Here is an 18,470-nt window from a genome sequence, read left to right on the forward strand (position 1 = left end):
GGTCACTTCCATTCGGGTCCGGCGATATCGAAGCCGCGCGCGTCCAATTGGTCAAGCACTCCGCCGCTTTCCGCCAACACTCTCAAGGGCACCACGGCGAGGGTTGTGCCCTTGGCCGTGCTGACTTCGGCGATTTTATCGACCCAGATGGTCCTCAATTCACTGCCCAAAGTCTCGTCCGCCCAGGGCCAGCACTGGCCGAGCGCGCTTTCCAGCGGGTTCGCCATGACCGAGGGAATATCGTAGCGCCGCCAGTCCGCCGCGCGCTGTTCGACGATAGCGGGGCCAGCCTCGACCGCGTCCATCGCGGCATTGAGGCAGGGGATATGCGCGGCGGGCGGGGCATCGGCGAGGCTGTCGATGATATCCTCGCCCCGCAGCGTGGCCGCGCGGGTGGTCGGAACATTGGCCTTGTCCGCCGCCTTGCTGACCACCTCGGAGGGTTCATCAGCAGTGTCGCGGTTGAAGCGCAGTTCCTTGCGCAGCATCTGGAACGACGTGAGGAGGAAGGATTGCCTTGCGTAATCCTCCTCATGCACGGCGCCGAGCGCAGAGAGCCGCGCCCATTGGTCCGCCGTCAGATATTCGCTGGCGACGGTCTTGTCGGGCAGCTTTGTGAACTTGGAGCCGCTGAAGAGCAGCCGCAGCACATCGCCCGGCGAAATCCTGGGCCGCGCGCCGAGGATCACGCGGTCGGCCTGCCTGGTGGCCTCCTCCAGCCGCGCAGGCTCCCACGGGGTGGTCTTGGGGATCGCCCGAATCTCGCCGACGAGGATGATGGTGCCGGAGGGCGTATCAATCGTCCACATCGGCGCGCCGGAGCGCTGGGCGGTGACGACGATGGCATTGTCGGCGGCGTTTTCGGATGCAGCAGGTTCCTGCGCAACCGATTGTGACGCAGCAAGCAAGAGCGCCAGACCCTGAAAAGCCGCAAGATATCGTTGTGGAGAGTTCATGATTGATATCGATGACGCAGCAAGCCTATACCTTAGCTTAACGCGAAAAATCAAAGAGGTAAGGCACGTGATTGCATCCCGGATTCAACGGCATTCACGACCGGTCGCCCTTGTCCTTGCATGCGTGGCCCTGTTCGCTGTGTCGCTCCCATCTGCCCTGTTTGCGGCAGACACCGGGCCACCGCCCCCTCCTGTGACAATCAAAGACGCGCAGATTCACGGGCGCTGGCACCTGGTCGAGGTCGTCTTCGCGTTGGACGAAACCAATGGGGTGGGTTCGAAAGCATCCGAAACATTGGCGCGCTCACGCGAAAGGCAGGCCAAGGTCAAGGAAGACATCCGGCAGGGAAAGATCGCGATCGTAACCCGGCTGAACAGCGATGGGTCATACAGTCACGAAGTCCTGACCGGGAATACTGGCAACCTGGTTCCGGTCTATAGTGAACGGGGCGATTGGCGGTTTGATTCGGAACGATCGGTTCTTAGCCGGCAGGCGAACAATCAAGAGATTACCACACTCGAAGAATGCGTTGTGACGCGCCTTACCGACAGTGAGATGGAGTTGCGGGTGACCTTCACCGAAGGTGAGAGCAAAGGCATTGTCGAGATCAATCACCTGCGAAAGCACAGCGAAACCGGCGCGCTTGAGGAGGATAACTAGGTCCACCCCGCCTCAGGGCACCAGCACCGTATCCTTCGCCTGATCCGCCAGCGCCGGGTAATCCAGCGTATAGTGCAGCCCCCGGCTCTCCTTGCGTTTGAGGGCCGAAGCCACGATCAGCTCGGCGGCCTGGAGCAGGTTTCTGAGTTCGATCAGGTCGGTCGTCACGCGGAAGGCGCCGTAGTAATCCTCGACCTCGCGCTTCAGCAGGTCGATGCGGCTGGCGGCGCGTTCCAGCCGCTTGGTGGTGCGCACGATGCCGACATAGTTCCACATGAAGCGGCGGATTTCGGTCCAGTTCTGCTTGATGACCACTTCCTCGTCGGAATCGGTCACGCGGCTTTCGTCCCATGGGAGAATCGCAGGCGGGGCCTCCAGCGTGTCCCAGCGCGCCAGAATGTCCTGTGCCGCCGCCTCGCCGAAGACGAAGCATTCGAGCAGGGAATTGGAGGCGAGGCGGTTTGCACCGTGGAGACCGCTTTCGGTGCACTCGCCTGCCGCCCACAATCCGGGGATGTCGGTGCGCGCCTGCAAATCCACCACCACCCCACCGCAGGTGTAATGCTGCGCGGGGACGACCGGGATCGGCTGGGCGGTCATGTCGATGCCGAGGCCCGTCAGCTTCTCGTAGATCGTCGGGAAGTGTCCCTTCACGAAGTCGGCGGGCTGGTGGCTGATATCGAGGTGGACATAATCGAGGCCGAAGCGCTTGATCTGGTCATCGATCGCGCGGGCGACCACATCACGCGGGGCCAGCTCCATCCGCTCAGGGTCGTAATCGACCATGAAGCGCCGTCCGGTTTCAGGGTGGAGCAGATGCCCGCCCTCGCCCCGCACGGCCTCGGTGATGAGGAAGTTCTTCACATCGAGATTGTAGAGGCAGGTCGGGTGAAACTGCATCATCTCCATGTTGGAGACGCGGGCCCCCGCCCGCCAGGCCATCGCGATCCCGTCCCCCGTCGCGCCGCGCGGGGCGGTGGAGAATTGATAGACGCGCCCGGCACCTCCCGTGGCGAGGATCGTGGCGCGGGCGACATGACGTTCGACCCGCCCGGTTTCCTCGCACAGGGCATAGACCCCCCAGACGCGCCCGGCCGCCGAGAACTGTTCGCGGTGGCGATCCGTGATGAAGTCGATGCAGGTGCGGCCCGGCAGCAGGGTGATGTTGGGATGGGCCTCCGCCGCCTTTACCAGCGCCGATTGCACCGCCCAGCCAGTCGCGTCGTCGACATGGACGATGCGGCGGTGCGAATGCCCGCCCTCGCGGGTGAGGTGGAGACTGTCGGCGTCGCGGTTGAACGGCACGCCCAGCTCGCACAGCCGGTCGATCGAGGCCGGCGCGCGCTCGATCACGAATTCGACCGTGGCAAGGTCATTGAGGCCAGCGCCCGCCACCATCGTATCGCGCACGTGGTTTTCAAAAGTGTCGCCGGTGTCGAGCACGGCGGCGATCCCGCCCTGCGCCCAGGCGGTCGACCCGCCGGTCAGCGAACCCTTCGCCAACACCAGCACCCGGCGCGTTTCCGCCAAAGCCAGCGCGGCGGTCAGCCCCGCCGCGCCCGAGCCGATCACGACAACGTCATGCGCCTGTTGCAACCCGTCTTCCATCGCCATCTGCTTGCCATGACGTGCAATTGCACGGTCGGCAAGCGGGATGCGCGCGGTGTTCAGCCGGCGCTGGCGGTCAGCTGGACGAAGACATCCTCAAGATCGGCTTCGCGGGTGGTGACGTCTTCCACCGTCAGGCCCTGCGCCTGAAGGATCCCCAGCACCTGACCGGCACTGAGGCGGTCCTTGTCATAGGTCACCTCGACCCCGCGCGCGCCGTCCCATTGCACTTTCACGAACGCCTCATGCGCAGGGGCCGAGGCGAGGTCTTGGGCGGCGGTGACGGTGACGATCTTCTCGCGCGCCATGTCGACCAGCTCGCGGGTGGGCTTGTTGGCGATCAGCTGGCCATTGTTGATGATCGCGATCCGGTCACACAGCTCCTCGGCTTCTTCGAGGTAGTGGGTGGTCAGCACCACGGTCACGCCGTCCCGGTTCAATTCGCTGACCAGCTCCCATAGCTGACGCCGCAGGTCGACATCGACCCCGGCGGTGGGTTCATCCAGCACCAGAATGGGCGGAGAATGGACCATCGCCTTGGCCACCAGCAGCCGCCGCTTCATCCCCCCTGACAGCGTCCGGGCATAGGCATTGCGCTTGTCGGCAAGCCGCACGGCCTCCAGCAGCGCTTCGGAGCGGCGCAAGGCGGCGGCGATGCCGTAGAACCCGGCCTGATTCTCCAACACCTCGAACGGCGTGAAAAAGGGATCGAACACGATCTCCTGCGGCACGATCCCGATCGAGCGGCTGGCGTTGCGACGGTTGCGATCAATGTCGAAACCCCAGATGTCGACGCTGCCGGAGGTCTTGTTGACCAGCCCGGCGAGGATATTGATCAGCGTCGATTTGCCCGCGCCATTGGGGCCGAGCAGGCCGAAGATCGCGCCTTCGGGGACATCGAAGCTCACCCCGCCGAGCGCCAGCTTGCCTGCAGTAACCGTGCCGTTCGCGCCTTTGGCCGGGGCGTAGCGTTTCACGAGATTGTCGATACGGATGGCGGGTTCGGCGGACATGCCTCCCGCCTAGGCAAACGCGCCTGCAAAGGCAATTGAACTCAGAGGCGGCGCCCTGTATCGGCAGGCGCCATGAGCATTCCTCCTCCCGAAGTCCTGCTGGTCGATACGCGGCGCGTTTCCTGCGACGGGGCCAGCGGCATCCGCGCCCGCGCGGGCTATCGCCCCTCCGCGCTCGGCCATCCGCGCGTGTTCCTCGAAATCGACGAGCACGGCTATGTCGATTGCGGCTATTGCGACCGCCGCTTCGTGCTGCGCGGCGGACCGGCCGATGGCGCGGATCAGGCGGGCCTGCCCGATATTGCTGCCGGCGCCAGCGCCGCGCACAGCTGATTCGGCGCGCTCAGCGACGGTTAAGGCAGGCTGTGCTCTACGCGTGCTGTATCCCTGATTGCGAGGATCGCCCGATGAACCGTTTTCGCCCTGCCCTGATCGCCGCTGTGCCGCTCGCGCTGGTGGGCCTAAGCCTGAGCCCGCTTGCCGCGCAGGACGTCGAAACCGAGACCTCCGCCGAAGCCGCGCCCCCGACCAAGGGCGAAGCGCGCCTTGCCAAGCTGCTCGAAGGCCGCGTCGCGGGTGAGCCGGTGCGCTGCATCCGCAGCCTGCCCAGCCAGCGCATGACCACCATCGATCGCACCGCCTATGTCTATGGCTCGGGCAACACGATCTATGTCCAGCGCACCCGCGATCCCGATCAGATCGACGATAATGACGCGCTGGTCACCCAGCGCTTCAACCCCAGCGAACTGTGCCGGCTCGACCAGATGACCACGGTTGACCGGGTCCTCGGGTTCTTCACCGGCGCGGTGTTCTTCGAGGATTTCGTGCCTTACACCCGCGTCAAAGCGAACGAGGGCGGCGAAGGCTGAGCCACCCGCCCCCGGTCGCCCGCGCCGTTCGGTTCAGGCCCGGGCCATCGCGGTCATCCGGGCGATAATTTCCTCGGCCTGGAGCATGATCCGGTCGATCAGTTCCTGACAGGTCGGGATGTCGTGGATCAGCCCGGCGACCATGCCGCAGCTCCACGCGCCTGCGTCCATCGTCCCTTCCATCATGATCTTGGGATAGACCCCGGCGACTTCCGGCAGGATGTCCTGAATGGTGATGGCATCGCCCAGTTCCTTCTCCTTGACGATCAGGCGCTCGACCGCGGCGTTGTTGAGCACGCGTTCGGTGTTGCGCAGCGGGCGCATGACGAGGCGGGTGTCGAGTTCGGATGCGGCGAGGATCGCCTGCTTCACATTCTCGTGCACCGGGGCTTCCTTGGTGGCGATGAAGCGGGTGCCCATGTTCATCCCCTGCGCCCCCATCGCAAGGCTCGCGACAAGGCTGCGCCCGTCAGCCATCCCGCCGCTGGAGACGAAGGGGATCTCCAGCTCGTCCGCCGCGCGCGGCAGCAGGATGAAGTTCGGCACATCGTCCTCGCCCGGGTGGCCGCCGCATTCGAACCCGTCGACACTCACCGCATCGCAGCCGATGTCCTGCGCCTTGAGCGAGTGGCGCACCGAAGTGCACTTGTGGATCACCTTGATCCCCGCGTCCTTCAGCGCAGGCAGCAGATCGACCGGGTTGCGCCCGGCGGTCTCGACCACCTTCACGCCCCCGTCGATCACTGCCTTGACCAGCCCCGGATAGTCCGGCGGGGTCAGGGTCGGCAGAATGGTGAGGTTCACGCCGAACGGCTTGTCGGTCATGTCCTTGCAGCGCGCGATTTCATTGGCGAGCTTTTCGGGCGTGCCCTGCGTGAGGCCGGTGATGATGCCGAGACCCCCGGCGTTCGAGACCGCCGCCGCCATTTCGGCGAACCCGACATAGTGCATCCCGCCCTGGATGATGGGGTGCTGGATGCCGAACATTTCGGTGATGGCGGTCTTCATGGCGTGGTCTCTCCCGTTGGAATGCGTGTTTGCGCGGGAGACAAGCCGAGTTGCGCCGCGCTTTCAAGCCCGCTTTTGGGGAGAGCGCGATGCAGGCCGCGCGCCGTAGCGTCAGGTTGCGTGCAATTTCCGGAAGGTCGCCGGGCGGCGGGGATGCGGTGGGATCGGCCCGCTCGCCAGCTGCCCGGCACGTCAGCCTATGCGACACCGCCCGCCAGACCACATTGATCCAGCGCAAGGCTCCTGATTTGAAGCGTAAATTCCGCCTCAGCCGCGCTTGAACGACAGGGTGAAGGTTACCGGCACCGCAGGCGTGATCGAGGGCAGTTGCGCCAGCGCGCGCAATTCGCCCAGTTCGTCGGTCAGGCCGAACATGTCGGTCGAAATGATCACCGGCGCGGTCGGCACCACGGTCACCCGGTCAGCCGAAGCGCGGGTGACCAGCACTTCGGTCTCGACATCGCTGGACGCACCCTTGATCGCCACGCTGGCCTTCAAGGGCCGGGTGAGCGACTGGCCGACCGCCAGCCCCGCGAACGCCGCCGGGTCGAGCTTGGCGGTCACCGTCGCCTTAGGGTTTTCGGCCACGCCGAAGAAGATTTCGCGCATCCGCTCATTGCGGATATCAACACCCGTGTTGACCGAGGCGAGATCGATATCGAGTGTCGCCGTGCCGTCCGCCGCAACGCTGCCCGACAGCGTGTCGAAGCGGTTGGCCTCGGCCACCTCGCCCGCCTTGATGCTGACATAGGACAGGCGCGAGCCTGCCGGGTCGAGAGTCCAGTCGCCCTCGGTCAGCGGCGCTGCATCGGCGGCAGCGTCCGTCGGAGCACTTGTGCCCTGCTCGGCGCAGGCAGCCAGCCCCACAGCGAATGCGGCGGCAAGGGCAAGGGGACGAAGGTTCGACATCACGATCACAGGACCTCTCATGCAGGAAGTGCGGCGCTGAGCGATATGCGATTCTGCGCGCAGGCGGAAGGGGCGGATCAACGTAGCGGCACTGCGACCGCCCGGCTTATCACTCCCACTCGATCGTCCCCGGCGGCTTTGACGTATAGTCATAGACCACCCGGTTGATGCCCTTGACCTCGTTGACGATGCGGGTGGCGACGCGGGTCAGGAACCCGGCGTCATAGGGGAAGACGTCCGCCGTCATCCCGTCGGTCGAGGTCACGGCGCGCAGGGCGCAGACCGAATCATAGGTGCGCCCGTCGCCCATCACGCCCACGGTCTTGACCGGCAGCAGCACCGCAAAGGCCTGCCAGATCGCATCATAGAGGCCCGCGTTGCGGATTTCCTCCAGATAGATCGCGTCGGCCTTGCGCAGGATGTCGCAGCGCTCCTTGGTGACTTCGCCGGGGATGCGGATGGCGAGGCCCGGGCCGGGGAAGGGGTGGCGGCCGACGAAGGCATCGGGCAGGCCGAGCTCGCGGCCCAGATCGCGGACCTCGTCCTTGAAGAGTTCGCGCAGCGGCTCGACCAGCGCCATGTTCATGCGTTCGGGCAGGCCGCCGACATTGTGGTGGCTCTTGATCGTCACCGAAGGCCCGCCGGTGAAGGAGACCGATTCGATCACGTCGGGATAGAGCGTCCCCTGCGCGAGGAAGTCCGCCCCGCCGATCTTCTTCGCCTCGGCCTCGAACACGTCGATGAAGGTCTTGCCGATGAACTTGCGCTTGGCTTCCGGGTCGGTGAGGCCCGCGAGCCCGCCGAGGAACAGCTCCTCTGCGTTCACGTGGACGAGCGGGATGTTGTAGTGGTCGCGGAACAGAGTGACGACCTGCTCGGCCTCGTTCATGCGCATCAACCCGTGGTCGACGAAGACGCAGGTCAGCTGGTCGCCGATCGCCTCGTGGATCAGCACCGCCGCGACCGCCGAATCGACCCCGCCCGAAAGCCCGCAGATCACCCGCTTGTCGCCCACCTGCGCGCGGATTTCGGCGATCTTGGTCTTGCGGAACTCGGCCATGGTCCAGTCGCCCCTGAGGCCGCAGACATGGCGCACGAAATTGGCGATCAGCTTGCCGCCATCGGGGGTGTGGACCACCTCGGGGTGGAACTGGGTGCCGTAGAACTTGCGCGCCTCGTCCGCGATCACCGCGAAGGGCGCGCCGTCGGACGTGGCGACGATTTCAAAGCCCGGGGCGAACTGCGTCACCTTGTCGCCGTGGCTCATCCAGACCTGATGGCGCTCCCCCACCTCCCACAAGCCGTTGAACAGCGAACATTCGCCGGTGACGGTCAGGAAAGCGCGGCCGAATTCGCCGCCCTCGCCGGTTTCATGGCCGGGCCGGACTTCGCCGCCAAGCTGATGGCTCATCACTTGCTGGCCATAGCAGATGCCGAGAATTGGCAGGCCCGCATCGAACAGCGATTGCGGCGCGCGCGGGCTGCCCTCTTCGGGGACGCTGGCAGGGGAGCCGGACAGGATGATGCCCTTCGGCTGCATCCGTCGAAAAGCAGCTTCGGCCTGCGTGAAGGGGGCGATTTCGGAATAGACCCCCGCCTCGCGCACGCGGCGCGCGATCAACTGCGTCACCTGGGACCCGAAATCGACGATCAGGATCGATTCGGGGACGGCAGAATCGCCCGCTGCGGGGCTTGAAGGGTGCGCGCTCATGGCGGCGGATTACGAAGCAGGCCCCGTGCTGTCCAGCATCGCCGCATCACCGGCCAACACTTTTGCAGTGCAGCATAAAAGTGACAGCTAGTTTTCAATAGGTTCCCGGAAAAAGCGCCCGGATCCGTTGCAATCTTTGGAACCAATTCTGCACCTTTCGCATTTGCACATTATTCTTGTGCACTGCACCAGAGTTTCAAACAGCAACCGAATGCCGGTCAGCGGCATCGTCCTACCGACACCCTCTCGCAAAATCGGAGTATACCATGCGTTTCACTCTCCCCCTGATCGCCCTCGCTGCCGTCGCAGCGCCCGTTGCCGCAGAACCGGCGGCTGAGCAGGCCGTGACCGTTCGCATTGCCTATGGCGATGTCGACGTGACCACGCCGGAAGGCCGCGCCGCGCTCGAAGCGCGCATCAATGCCAAGCTGCGTCAGGCCTGCACCGTCGAAGCCGCCGGCCGCTACAGCAGCGGTCGCACCTCGGTCGACAGCAAGTGCGTGGCTGAAGCCCGCACCGCCGCGCTCGCCGAAGTTGAGCGGGTCGCCATGATGCAGCAGGCCCGCAGCGGCCGCACTGTCGCCGCCAACTGAGGCAGGCCAAGCCTTTGAACCGAAACGGCCGCCGGAGCGATCTGGCGGCCGTCTTGATTCCGGCGAGGGGGCAGATCGTTGCATCCTTTGCAACTGACCTTGGTGTTTTCGCATTTGAATTCGGGCCTGCGCAACACCACTTCGCCATCCGAGCGATGCGTTGCCGGGCCCCTCTCTCCAAACCGGCATTCTCCCATGCGGAGCCATCGCCAGGGTGCGGCATCCGAACACGGACCCGTTGCCTGCCTGCCTGACCGGCAGGAGCGGCCAGCGCTCCCCCCCTGCTTGGCCCTCCCGCCCTGTCTCCGTTCGGCCCAGCGCCGGACATGCAGCGAACGAGACGCGGCCACCGCCCTCCCCCCCCTTAAAAGGTGGCCGCGTCTCAAGCCGCTCATTCCCCGGATCGGACCACAGCAAGCCGCACCGACGCCCGGTGATTGCCTTTTTCGATTGCGGTGATGAATTATTTTCAGTCTTTTTGGTAATTGAAAATTGCGCGACGCTTTGTATATGATGCTTCGGTCCGGGCAGTCCTCTCCCCAACTCCCCCCGATTGCCCGGACTCCCAAACAACAACAAAACAGGGAAACCCGAACCATGAACATGATCAGCGAAAAGGTTGTCGCCTTGCTGCTCGCCGTCGCCATCAGCGGCACCGCGTTCAACACGCTCATCGTGTAAGCGCGCCAGCAGGCACACGCCTCAACCGGCCCGGTTCCTCATCCGAGGAGCCGGGCCGAGCTGTTTGTGGCGCCCGTCAGTCGATCCCGCCCAGTCGCGCGGCTTCCTCGCGCAACTCGGTCTTGAGCAGCTTGCCGATGTGGCTGCGCGGCATTTCGGCAATCGGGTGCAGCGCCGCGAGGCGCTGGGTCTTGCCGAGCCGCGCATTCACCGCCGCCATGATGGTCGCCGGATCGCCAGCGCCGTCCTTCAGCACCACGAAGCCGACCGGGCTCTCGCCCCACTTGCGCGACGGCATCCCGACCACCGCCGCCTCGGCAACGCCGGGTTCCCGGCACAATTCGGCTTCGAGATCGGAGGGGTAGATGTTGAACCCGCCCGAGATGATCATGTCCTTGGCACGGCCCACCAGTTCGACGAAGCCCTCCGCGTCCACCCGGCCGATATCCCCCATCCGCATCCACGCCTCGCCCGTGGCAGGGTCGATCCACTGGGCTTCGGCGGTCTTGTCGGGGCGGTTCTTGTAACCGCTCATCATGGTGAGGCTACGGCCGACCATATTGCCGGGAGTGCCGGGTGGGACTTCGCGATCCTCGTCGTCGAGCACCTTGAGCTCGCTCCCCGGCGCGGGGCGGCCGACGGTGTGGAGCTTGTCGGGGAATTCGTGGGCCGCGAGCAGGCACACGACCCCGCCCTCGGTCATCGAATAGATCTCGATGAGACCGCCGGGCATCCGTTTGAGCACTTCGCGTTTCAATTCGGCGGAGAAGGGCGCGGAGGTGCAGTACTTGAGTTTCAGGCTCGTCAGGTCGAACGCATCGAAGCGCTCGAAATCCATCAACCGCTGATACTGCACCGGTACGAGCATGGTGATCGTGGTGCGGTCGGCTTGCGCAAAGGCCAGCCACTTGGCGCAGTCGAACTTGCCCATCACCCGCACGCAGCCCCCCGCCAGCAGCACCGGCAAGAAGGCGACCATTGTGGTGTTCGAATAGAGCGGTGTCGAAGCGAGCGAGCGGATTTCCAGTCCGGCACCAAGGTACGAAAGCGCCGTGGAGGCAAATTGCCGCCAGCGCATCTGGTGCGAATGGACGATGCCCTTGGGAATGCCGGTCGTCCCGGAGGAATAGATGATGTTGAACGGGTCTTTGGGCTCGGGCACAAAGGCCGGCGCACGGGTGCCGGGAGGGGCCATCCACTGATCGATGCTCTCGAGCGGCACGCGGATCAGATCGGCCATGAAGTCAGTGCCGAGTTCCGCCGCCTTGGCTGCATCGATGAACAGATGGATCGCCCCCGAATCCTTCGCCATCCCCGCAAGCTGTTCGGGCGAGGCGCTGGTCGTCAGCGGTGCGGCCACGCCCCCGGCGCGCACGGCGGCGAGGAACACCAGCGCATATTCGACCGTGGACGTGCCGAGGATCGCGACCGATTGCCCGCGTTGCAACCCGGTCTCCACCAGCCGCGCCGCCAGCCGCTCGACCAGCCCGACGAGTTCCGCCCAGTAAACCTCGCGCCTTTCGTCGACGAGGGCGAGGTCATCGCCCTTGATGCGGCTCCATTCCATCAGGATGTCGGGGAAGCTGCCGAAGGGTTCGGCAAGGCGGCTCATCATCAGGTCGTGGCTCATGGGCGCCATGCATAATCAGCCCAGCCTCTGGCGCAAAGGATTTGCGAAGGGGCCTGCACAAGTGGCAGGAAGCGCGGCGAGGGAGAGGCTCGGATGAACCGCATTGCTGCACCAATCGCACTCGCTGCACTGGCGATGACACCTGTCACTGCGCAGGAAACGTCCGCGCCGAGGCGCGTGGTCGTCATGCTGGCCCACCCGGACGACGAATTGCCGATGGCGCCTGCGATCGCCGCCTTGGCCCGGCAGGGGGCCACGGTCACCATCATCCACGCAACGCCGGGGGATGCCGGGCCGGGCGTGTCAGGAATGGCCAAGGGCGAGGCGCTGGCCGATACGCGCCGCGGCGAAGCGCAATGCGCCGGACGCGCGCTGGGCGTGGCCGCAGTGGACAATCTCGGCTTCGGCGACGGGCGGCTGGCCGAGCGAGTTCGCGACAATGCTCTGACAGGCGCAATGGTCCCGCACCTGGCCTCCGCCGACACGGTGCTGACCTGGGGGCCGGACGGCGGCTATGGCCATGCCGATCACCGCCTGGTGAGCGCGTTGACGACGCAGATCGTGCAGGCCATGCCCGCCGCCGACCGTCCGACGCTGCTCTATGTCGGCATCCCCGCAGGCAGCCTGCCGCCGGTGCCAGACATGGCCAGCTGGGGCACAACCGATCCGGCGCTGCTGACCCAAAGCATCGCCTATACCCCCGCCGATCTCGACGCCGCCAAAGCCGCTGCCGCGTGCCATGTGACCCAGTTCGATGCCGCGACCCGCGCCGGGATAATGCCGCTCTTCGATGCGACCATGTGGCGCGGTACAGTGCATTTCCGACCCGCTTTCTGAAACGCTCGACCAACGGCCCTTGTCACCCGTGGAAAAGCGCTCCCAAGGGGCGTCCCGCGGTTGGGTTTCGCAGTCCAAGCCCCTATATGATGGGCCATGGACGAGAACACCAATCACCCCCCCGCCAAAGTGCCCAATGCCAACGAGTATGGCGCTGATTCCATCAAGGTTCTCAAGGGCCTCGATGCGGTCCGCAAGCGCCCCGGCATGTATATCGGCGACACCGACGACGGGTCGGGCCTGCATCACATGGTCTTTGAAGTTTCAGACAATGCCATCGACGAGGCATTGGCGGGTCATTGCGACCTCGTTCTGATCGAATTGAACCCCGATGGTTCCGTATCGGTCGAAGATAATGGCCGGGGCATTCCCACCGGAATGCATGCCGAAGAAGGCGTGTCCGCCGCCGAAGTGATCATGACCCAGCTCCACGCGGGCGGCAAGTTCGAGAACACCTCGGACGACAACGCCTACAAGGTCTCGGGCGGCCTCCATGGCGTGGGCGTCTCGGTGGTGAACGCGCTGTCCGAATGGCTTGAACTTACCATCTGGCGCGAGGGCCAGGAACACTGGATGCGCTTCGAGCATGGCGATGCGGTCGGGCCGCTGAAGGTCGTCGGCGATGCGCCCAAGTCTGATCGCAATGCCGACCCGAACGGCTTCAAGAAGGGCACCCGCGTCACCTTCAAGGCCAGCCACGACACTTTCAAGAACGTCACCGAATTCGATTTCGAGAAGCTGGAGCACCGCTACCGCGAGCTTGCCTTCCTGAACTCGGGCGTGCGCATCAAGCTACGCGACAAGCGCCACGAGGAGCTGGTCGAGCACGATCTCTACTACGAGGGCGGGATCGCGGCCTTCGTGAAATATCTCGACCGCAACAAGCAGCCGCTGGTGGGTGAACCCATCGCCGTGTCGGCCGAGAAGGACGGGATCGGGATCGATGTCGCGCTCGAATGGAACGATTCCTATTACGAGAATGTCCTCGCCTTCACCAACAACATCCCCCAGCGCGACGGCGGCACGCACCTGTCGGCCTTCCGTGCCGCGCTGACGCGCACGCTCAACAACTATGCCGAGCGTTCGGGGATGCTCAAGAAGGAGAAGGTCAGCCTCTCCGGCGAAGACATGCGCGAAGGCCTCACCGCCATCGTCAGCGTCAAACTGCCCGATCCCAAGTTCTCCAGCCAGACCAAGGACAAGCTGGTCAGCTCCGAAGTGCGCTCGCCGCTCGAAACCCTGATGGGCGAGAAGATGAGCGAGTGGCTCGAGGAAAACCCCGCCGACGCGCGTGCCATCATCCAGAAGATCATTGACGCCGCCGCCGCCCGCGAAGCCGCGCGCCGCGCCCGCGAAATGAGCCGCAAGGGGGCGATGAGCGTCGCCAGCCTCCCCGGCAAGCTCGCCGATTGCCAGGAACGCGATCCGGCCAAGTCCGAGCTGTTCCTTGTCGAGGGCGATTCCGCAGGCGGCTCGGCCAAGCAGGGGCGTGACCGCAAGACGCAGGCGATCCTGCCGCTGAAGGGCAAGATCCTCAACGTTGAGCGCGCGCGGTTTGACCGGATCATTTCCTCGAAGGAAGTCGGCACCCTGATCCAGGCAATGGGCACCGGCATCCGCGACGAGTTCAACCTCGAGAAGCTGCGCTACCACAAGATCGTCATCATGACCGACGCGGACGTGGACGGGGCGCATATCCGCACGCTGCTGCTGACCTTCTTCCACCGCCAGATGCCCGAGATGATCAAGGCCGGGCACCTCTTCATCGCCCAGCCGCCGTTGTTCAAGGTGAGCAAGGGACGAAGCGAGGTCTATCTCAAGGATCAGGCGGCGCTTGATCGCTATCTGGTCGATGCCGGGCTGCAAGGCCGGGTGATCGAAACCACCGAAGGGGCGCGCGGCGGCGATGATCTGCGTGCGCTGGTGGATGGCGCGCTGCGCTTGAAGAACCTGCTCGCCTTCGTGCCGCGCCGCTATGACAGCGGGATCGTGGAACAGATGGCGCTGGTTGGCGCGCTCGAACCGGGGCTGGCGGGCGAAGCGCTCGCCGCTGCGCTGGGGCGTGCGGCTGGCCGCCTCGGCGCGGGCGACCGCGAAGCACGCTGGAGCGCCTATCAGCGCGATGATGGCACGGTCGTGTTCGAACGCCTGTGGCGCGGCGTGACAGACGTGCACGAAATCGACGCGCGCTTCCTTGTCAGCACCGAAGCCCACAAGCTCCACGGCCTTGCCGCCGCGCAGGCCGATGCCTATGCCTCGCCCGTCCGTCTGGTGCGCGCGGGCGACGTGCCGGACGAGCCGGAGACCGACACCGCCCTTGGCGATGAGCCGATGGAAGGCGATGGCTTCGCCGGAGAGGCCGAGCAGGCCGTTGTCCCCCCGCCCCCGCCGCAGGACGACGGCATCAGCCGTCCGAGCCAGCTGCTCGACGCGATCTTCGCCGCCGGGCGCAAGGGTCTCGCGATTGCGCGCTACAAGGGTCTGGGCGAAATGAATGCCGAGCAATTGTGGGAAACCACGCTCGATCCCGAGGCCCGCGTGCTGCTGCAGGTGAAGGTTGAAGATGCCGACGTGACCGACGAAATCTTCACCCGCCTGATGGGCGATATCGTCGAACCGCGGCGCGAGTTCATTCAGGACAATGCCCTTAATGTGGCGAACCTTGATGTCTGATTGCATCAGCCAGCAATGTTCGCCGGGGGCCCTGAACGCCGCCAATCTCGACGCCTAGATCCGGAGCAGCAATGGCCAGCCAGCCCCACCGCACCGAGGAACTGCAACAGACCAGCTTCCTGATCATCCTCGCGGTGGTCACTCTGCTGATGGCCGTAGTGATCTATCCCTTCGCCCAGCCCCTGCTGTGGGCGGGATTGGCGGCGATCATGTTCCAGCCGCTTTATCGCAACGTGTTGCGGCGCCTGCGCGGGCGGCGCAACCCGGCCGCCGGGCTGTCATTGCTGATCATCTTCATTCTGGTGCTGGTGCCTGCGGCCTGGATTGCCTCGATGGTGATCCAGCAAGCCTTTGTGCTGGTCACCACCTTGCAACAGCAGCCTATCGACCTCGCGGCGCTGTTCGATACGGTGTACACGCGGCTGCCGCAGTTTGCCCGCGAGGCGGTGGATCGCAGCGGCTGGGCGGATATCGCGACGGTGCAGACGCGCTTGCAGGAACTGCTCACCGAAAGCGCCGGGATGATCGCATCGCAGGCCGTCTCGATCGGCAGCGGGGCACTCAGCTTTTTCCTCTCCTTCGGCGTGGCGCTGTATGTGATGTTCTTCCTGCTGCGCGATGGCGAGCGGATCGGACGCACCGTGCTGTGCGCTGTCCCGGTCGAACGCAGCATCGCTGACCGGCTGGCCGAGCGGTTCCTCGGTATCGTGCGCGCCACGATCAAGGGCACCGGCGTCGTTGCTCTGGTGCAGGGCGCGCTTGGCACGATCACGCTGATGATCGCGGGTGTGCCCTCGGCCTTGCTGTTCGGGGTGATCATGGCGATCTTCGCGCTGGTGCCGGTGATCGGATCGGGCGCGGTGTGGGTGCCGGCCGGGCTGTATCTGCTGATCACGGGCGAGACCTGGCAGGGGCTATTCGTGCTGCTGACCGGCTTCTTCGTCATCTCCTCGGCCGACAATGTGCTGCGTCCGATTCTGGTCGGCCGCGACACCGGCATCCCGGATTGGATCATCCTCATCACCACGCTGGGCGGGATCAGCTTCGTGGGCTTTTCGGGCATTGTGCTCGGGCCGCTTGTGGCGGGGCTGTTCCTTGCGAGCTGGTCGATCCTGCGCGAACAGCGCGACGAGGACCGCGAGGCTGCCGAGCGCGGCGCGATCCGGGTCGATGTGCACGGCCACGTCCACGACGATCCGGAAGCGGCGGACTGAGCAGGATGCAGCCGCTCGTCACTCCCGGTTCGCAGGGTGAAGCGATCGGACGGCTGGTCGTCGCCGGTCTGGTGGTGACGATGCTGCCCGCGTTGCCGTTTGGCGCCTACCTCATCTATCCCTTCGCGATCCTGACGACGTGGTTCCACGAAATGGGCCACGGCCTCACCGCAATGCTGCTCGGTCAGCATTTCGAACAGCTGATGATCTTCCCCAATGGCTCGGGCTTGGCCGAGAGTCAGGTTTCGGGTGAGGCGTCGCGCTTCACCCATGCGGCGATTGCTGCCGGCGGGCCGATCGCACCGAGCGCGGTGGGCGCCCTGCTGATCGTCGCCAGCGCCCATCCCAAGGCGTGGCGGCCGGTGCTATGGCTGTCCGCGGCGGTGATCCTTGGCAGCGTGCTGATCTGGGTGCGCTCGCTGACCGGGCTGTGGGTGCTGCCATTGGTCGCTGCGATCCTCGCCCTGATCGCATGGCGCGCCTCCCCCGGCTTTGCGCGCTTCAGCCTGCAATTCCTGGGCGTGCTGGGCGCCATGTCCATGCTGCGCGATTTCAATTACCTGTTCACCGAGCAGGGCATGGTGGACGGCCGACCGATGATGTCGGATACCGGGCAGATCGAAGCCGCGCTGGGCCTGCCGCACTGGTTCTGGGCGGGGTTGATCCTGCTGCTCTCGGGCGTGATGGTGGGCGCCGCACTCAAATATGCGCTGGCCGAACACCGCTTGCGCCCACCGCCGCGAAAGCTGCCCGCCAACGTGCTGCAATTCAGGCGAGACCCCAGGCGCTGACGCTTTCGGCAGTCCCGCTGCCCGCGCCAAGCGACTAGAACCGCGCCATGGACATGATCGAACTCGCCGACCGGCTCGCCATTGCCGAAACCCTTGCGCTCTATTGCCGCGGGATCGACCGCTGCGATCCCGAACAGCTCGCCGCGGTGTTCACGCCTGACGCCGTGATCGACTATGGCGACGGTGCGAAGCCCATCGCCGAGGTGATCCCCGGACTGATGGCGGGCCTTGGTGCGATGCGGCTGACCCAGCACAATATCAGCAACACCGTGATCCGCATCGCGGACCTGACCGCGCGGGCCGAGACAAACTGTGTCGCGCTCCACATCATCCCCACGCCCGATGGCGCAATCGAACTGGTGGTCGGCGGGCGCTATCTCGACACGCTGGCAAAGCGCGAAGGCCGCTGGCAGATTGCCGAGCGGCTCTATGTCATGGACTGGAACCGCACGGCGCCTGCGACGATGCAGCTGGAAGGCGGGCTGTTCGATGGTCTGCAACGGCGCGGTGCACGCGGGGCAGACGATCCGTCGGCAGCGTGGTGGGACGCGGCCTAGGACGCGACCTTCAGCGTGTTCACCCCCGAGGCATCGGCCCCCGCCTCACCCGACAGGCCGATGAACATCGTGTCCACGATCCGCGCCAGCTTCTGCTCGGTCAGCTTGTCGCCGAGATAGATCAGCGCATCGGGCAGGGTGTAGTTCGAGATCATCTGGTTGATCAGCGAGAGCGCCTCGTCAATCTCCAGCCCGGCGAAATAGCCATCCGCCTGCGCTTCGGCGATCAACTCGCACAGGTAGTGATCGGCGAGATCGACATAGGAGCGCACCCGTTCGAAGTTGGCCGCGCCCATTTCGCACAGGATGCTGAAGAAGTGCGGATCGGCGCGAAAGCGTTCCTGCGAAATGACGAAGCGGCGGCGGAAGAATTCGTACATCTTGCGCGGCGGCGGCAGGTTGGTGGCGAGCACCTCTTCCATCACCTGCAACTGCGGGGCGAACCATGTTTGCGCCACCACATCGAACAGATCATCGTAATCGGCAAACAGCGTTTCGAAGCGTGCACGGGTCAGCCCGCTTTCGGCCATTGCGACAGTCCACGGGATTTCCGAGCCGCGCTCCTTGACCAGATCGAGCACATGCCGCGCGATCCGCTCGCGCTCGGCTTCCCGGGCGGTTTCGTTCAATCCCATGTCGATCGCGCCTCCTCGCGCAAGCGCCAACATAGGCGAAGCGGGCGCAGGCCGGAAGAGGCGCTCGTCGATTTTTGTGCGCCGCAGCAAGGGAAAGCTCATGTGCAAGAGACGGTTGAGCGGC

Annotated in this window: 18 protein-coding genes; 10 read left to right on the top strand and 8 right to left on the bottom strand. The window is 65.1% G+C overall.

The window, feature by feature from the left end; genetic code table 11:
* Positions 1–2: 2 nt before the first annotated feature.
* Positions 3–956 (bottom strand): TraB/GumN family protein, encoded by a 954-nt coding sequence (locus ACLBKT_RS12910; protein WP_410183315.1) that lies wholly within the window; start codon positions 954–956, stop codon positions 3–5.
* Between ACLBKT_RS12910 and ACLBKT_RS12915 the strand changes: the two genes are divergently transcribed.
* On the top strand, positions 955–1,617 hold the full coding sequence (locus ACLBKT_RS12915; protein ID WP_410183316.1) for a hypothetical protein: 663 nt from the start codon (positions 955–957) through the stop codon (positions 1,615–1,617). The genes ACLBKT_RS12910 and ACLBKT_RS12915 overlap by 2 nt on opposite strands.
* Before the next feature lie 12 nt (positions 1,618–1,629).
* Here the strand turns inward: ACLBKT_RS12915 and nadB are convergent, their stop codons facing one another.
* Both nadB and ACLBKT_RS12925 read right to left on the bottom strand, forming a co-directional pair.
* A complete protein-coding gene (nadB, locus tag ACLBKT_RS12920) occupies positions 1,630–3,231 on the bottom strand; it encodes an L-aspartate oxidase (RefSeq protein WP_410183317.1) in 1,602 nt (533 codons plus the stop codon).
* A gap of 53 nt (positions 3,232–3,284) precedes the next feature.
* Positions 3,285–4,238, bottom strand: a complete 954-nt coding sequence (locus ACLBKT_RS12925) for an ABC transporter ATP-binding protein (RefSeq protein ID WP_410183318.1) — start codon at positions 4,236–4,238, stop codon at positions 3,285–3,287.
* Positions 4,239–4,310: 72 nt separating this feature from the next.
* Between ACLBKT_RS12925 and ACLBKT_RS12930 the strand changes: the two genes are divergently transcribed.
* Together ACLBKT_RS12930 and ACLBKT_RS12935 are read left to right on the top strand one after the other, a co-directional pair.
* Positions 4,311–4,571: a zinc-finger domain-containing protein gene (locus ACLBKT_RS12930; protein ID WP_410183319.1), complete on the top strand. Its 261-nt coding sequence runs from the start codon at positions 4,311–4,313 to the stop codon at positions 4,569–4,571.
* Between the two features lie 74 nt (positions 4,572–4,645).
* On the top strand, positions 4,646–5,107 hold the full coding sequence (locus tag ACLBKT_RS12935; RefSeq protein ID WP_410183320.1) for a hypothetical protein: 462 nt from the start codon (positions 4,646–4,648) through the stop codon (positions 5,105–5,107).
* Between the two features lie 33 nt (positions 5,108–5,140).
* Here the strand turns inward: ACLBKT_RS12935 and ACLBKT_RS12940 are convergent, their stop codons facing one another.
* The 3 genes from ACLBKT_RS12940 to guaA all read right to left on the bottom strand — a co-directional run bounded on the left by ACLBKT_RS12940 (position 5,141) and on the right by guaA (position 8,735).
* The gene (locus ACLBKT_RS12940) at positions 5,141–6,115 is read right to left on the bottom strand and encodes an NAD(P)H-dependent flavin oxidoreductase (RefSeq protein WP_410183321.1); all 975 of its coding nucleotides are present in this window, start codon (positions 6,113–6,115) and stop codon (positions 5,141–5,143) included.
* 267 nt (positions 6,116–6,382) lie between these two features.
* Entirely contained in the window at positions 6,383–7,024 is a 642-nt protein-coding gene (locus ACLBKT_RS12945) for a YceI family protein (protein WP_410183322.1), read from the bottom strand.
* A 109-nt stretch (positions 7,025–7,133) separates the two neighbouring features.
* The gene (gene guaA, locus ACLBKT_RS12950) at positions 7,134–8,735 is read right to left on the bottom strand and encodes a glutamine-hydrolyzing GMP synthase (RefSeq protein WP_410183323.1); all 1,602 of its coding nucleotides are present in this window, start codon (positions 8,733–8,735) and stop codon (positions 7,134–7,136) included.
* Positions 8,736–9,001: 266 nt separating this feature from the next.
* Between guaA and ACLBKT_RS12955 the strand changes: the two genes are divergently transcribed.
* Both ACLBKT_RS12955 and ACLBKT_RS12960 read left to right on the top strand, forming a co-directional pair.
* The gene (locus ACLBKT_RS12955) at positions 9,002–9,328 is read left to right on the top strand and encodes a UrcA family protein (RefSeq protein ID WP_410183324.1); all 327 of its coding nucleotides are present in this window, start codon (positions 9,002–9,004) and stop codon (positions 9,326–9,328) included.
* 510 nt (positions 9,329–9,838) lie between these two features.
* Positions 9,839–10,009: a hypothetical protein gene (locus ACLBKT_RS12960; RefSeq protein ID WP_410183325.1), complete on the top strand. Its 171-nt coding sequence runs from the start codon at positions 9,839–9,841 to the stop codon at positions 10,007–10,009.
* A 76-nt stretch (positions 10,010–10,085) separates the two neighbouring features.
* On the opposite strand, the gene ACLBKT_RS12965 is transcribed toward ACLBKT_RS12960, so the two are convergent.
* Positions 10,086–11,648, bottom strand: a complete 1,563-nt coding sequence (locus tag ACLBKT_RS12965) for a class I adenylate-forming enzyme family protein (RefSeq protein WP_410183326.1) — start codon at positions 11,646–11,648, stop codon at positions 10,086–10,088.
* Positions 11,649–11,732: 84 nt separating this feature from the next.
* Between ACLBKT_RS12965 and ACLBKT_RS12970 the strand changes: the two genes are divergently transcribed.
* The 5 genes from ACLBKT_RS12970 (at position 11,733) to ACLBKT_RS12990 (ending at position 17,711) form a co-directional block, all read left to right on the top strand.
* Positions 11,733–12,476: a PIG-L deacetylase family protein gene (locus ACLBKT_RS12970; RefSeq protein ID WP_410183327.1), complete on the top strand. Its 744-nt coding sequence runs from the start codon at positions 11,733–11,735 to the stop codon at positions 12,474–12,476.
* A 96-nt stretch (positions 12,477–12,572) separates the two neighbouring features.
* Positions 12,573–15,149, top strand: a complete 2,577-nt coding sequence (gene gyrB, locus ACLBKT_RS12975) for a DNA topoisomerase (ATP-hydrolyzing) subunit B (protein ID WP_410183328.1) — start codon at positions 12,573–12,575, stop codon at positions 15,147–15,149.
* 71 nt (positions 15,150–15,220) lie between these two features.
* Complete coding sequence (locus ACLBKT_RS12980; RefSeq protein WP_410183329.1) at positions 15,221–16,363, top strand: AI-2E family transporter; 1,143 nt, start codon at positions 15,221–15,223, stop codon at positions 16,361–16,363.
* Positions 16,364–16,368: 5 nt separating this feature from the next.
* Positions 16,369–17,154 (top strand): M50 family metallopeptidase, encoded by a 786-nt coding sequence (locus ACLBKT_RS12985; protein WP_410183330.1) that lies wholly within the window; start codon positions 16,369–16,371, stop codon positions 17,152–17,154.
* A 47-nt stretch (positions 17,155–17,201) separates the two neighbouring features.
* Positions 17,202–17,711, top strand: coding sequence for a nuclear transport factor 2 family protein (locus tag ACLBKT_RS12990; RefSeq protein ID WP_410183331.1), 510 nt, complete (start codon positions 17,202–17,204; stop codon positions 17,709–17,711).
* Here the strand turns inward: ACLBKT_RS12990 and ACLBKT_RS12995 are convergent.
* Positions 17,708–18,346 carry a hypothetical protein gene (locus tag ACLBKT_RS12995; protein ID WP_410183332.1) on the bottom strand — a complete coding sequence of 213 codons (639 nt, stop codon included), beginning with the start codon at positions 18,344–18,346 and terminating at the stop codon, positions 17,708–17,710. The genes ACLBKT_RS12990 and ACLBKT_RS12995 overlap by 4 nt on opposite strands.
* Positions 18,347–18,470 lie beyond the last annotated feature (124 nt).

The sequence above is a fragment of the Erythrobacter sp. W302b genome, assembly GCF_046452395.1.
Classification (GTDB): domain Bacteria; phylum Pseudomonadota; class Alphaproteobacteria; order Sphingomonadales; family Sphingomonadaceae; genus Erythrobacter.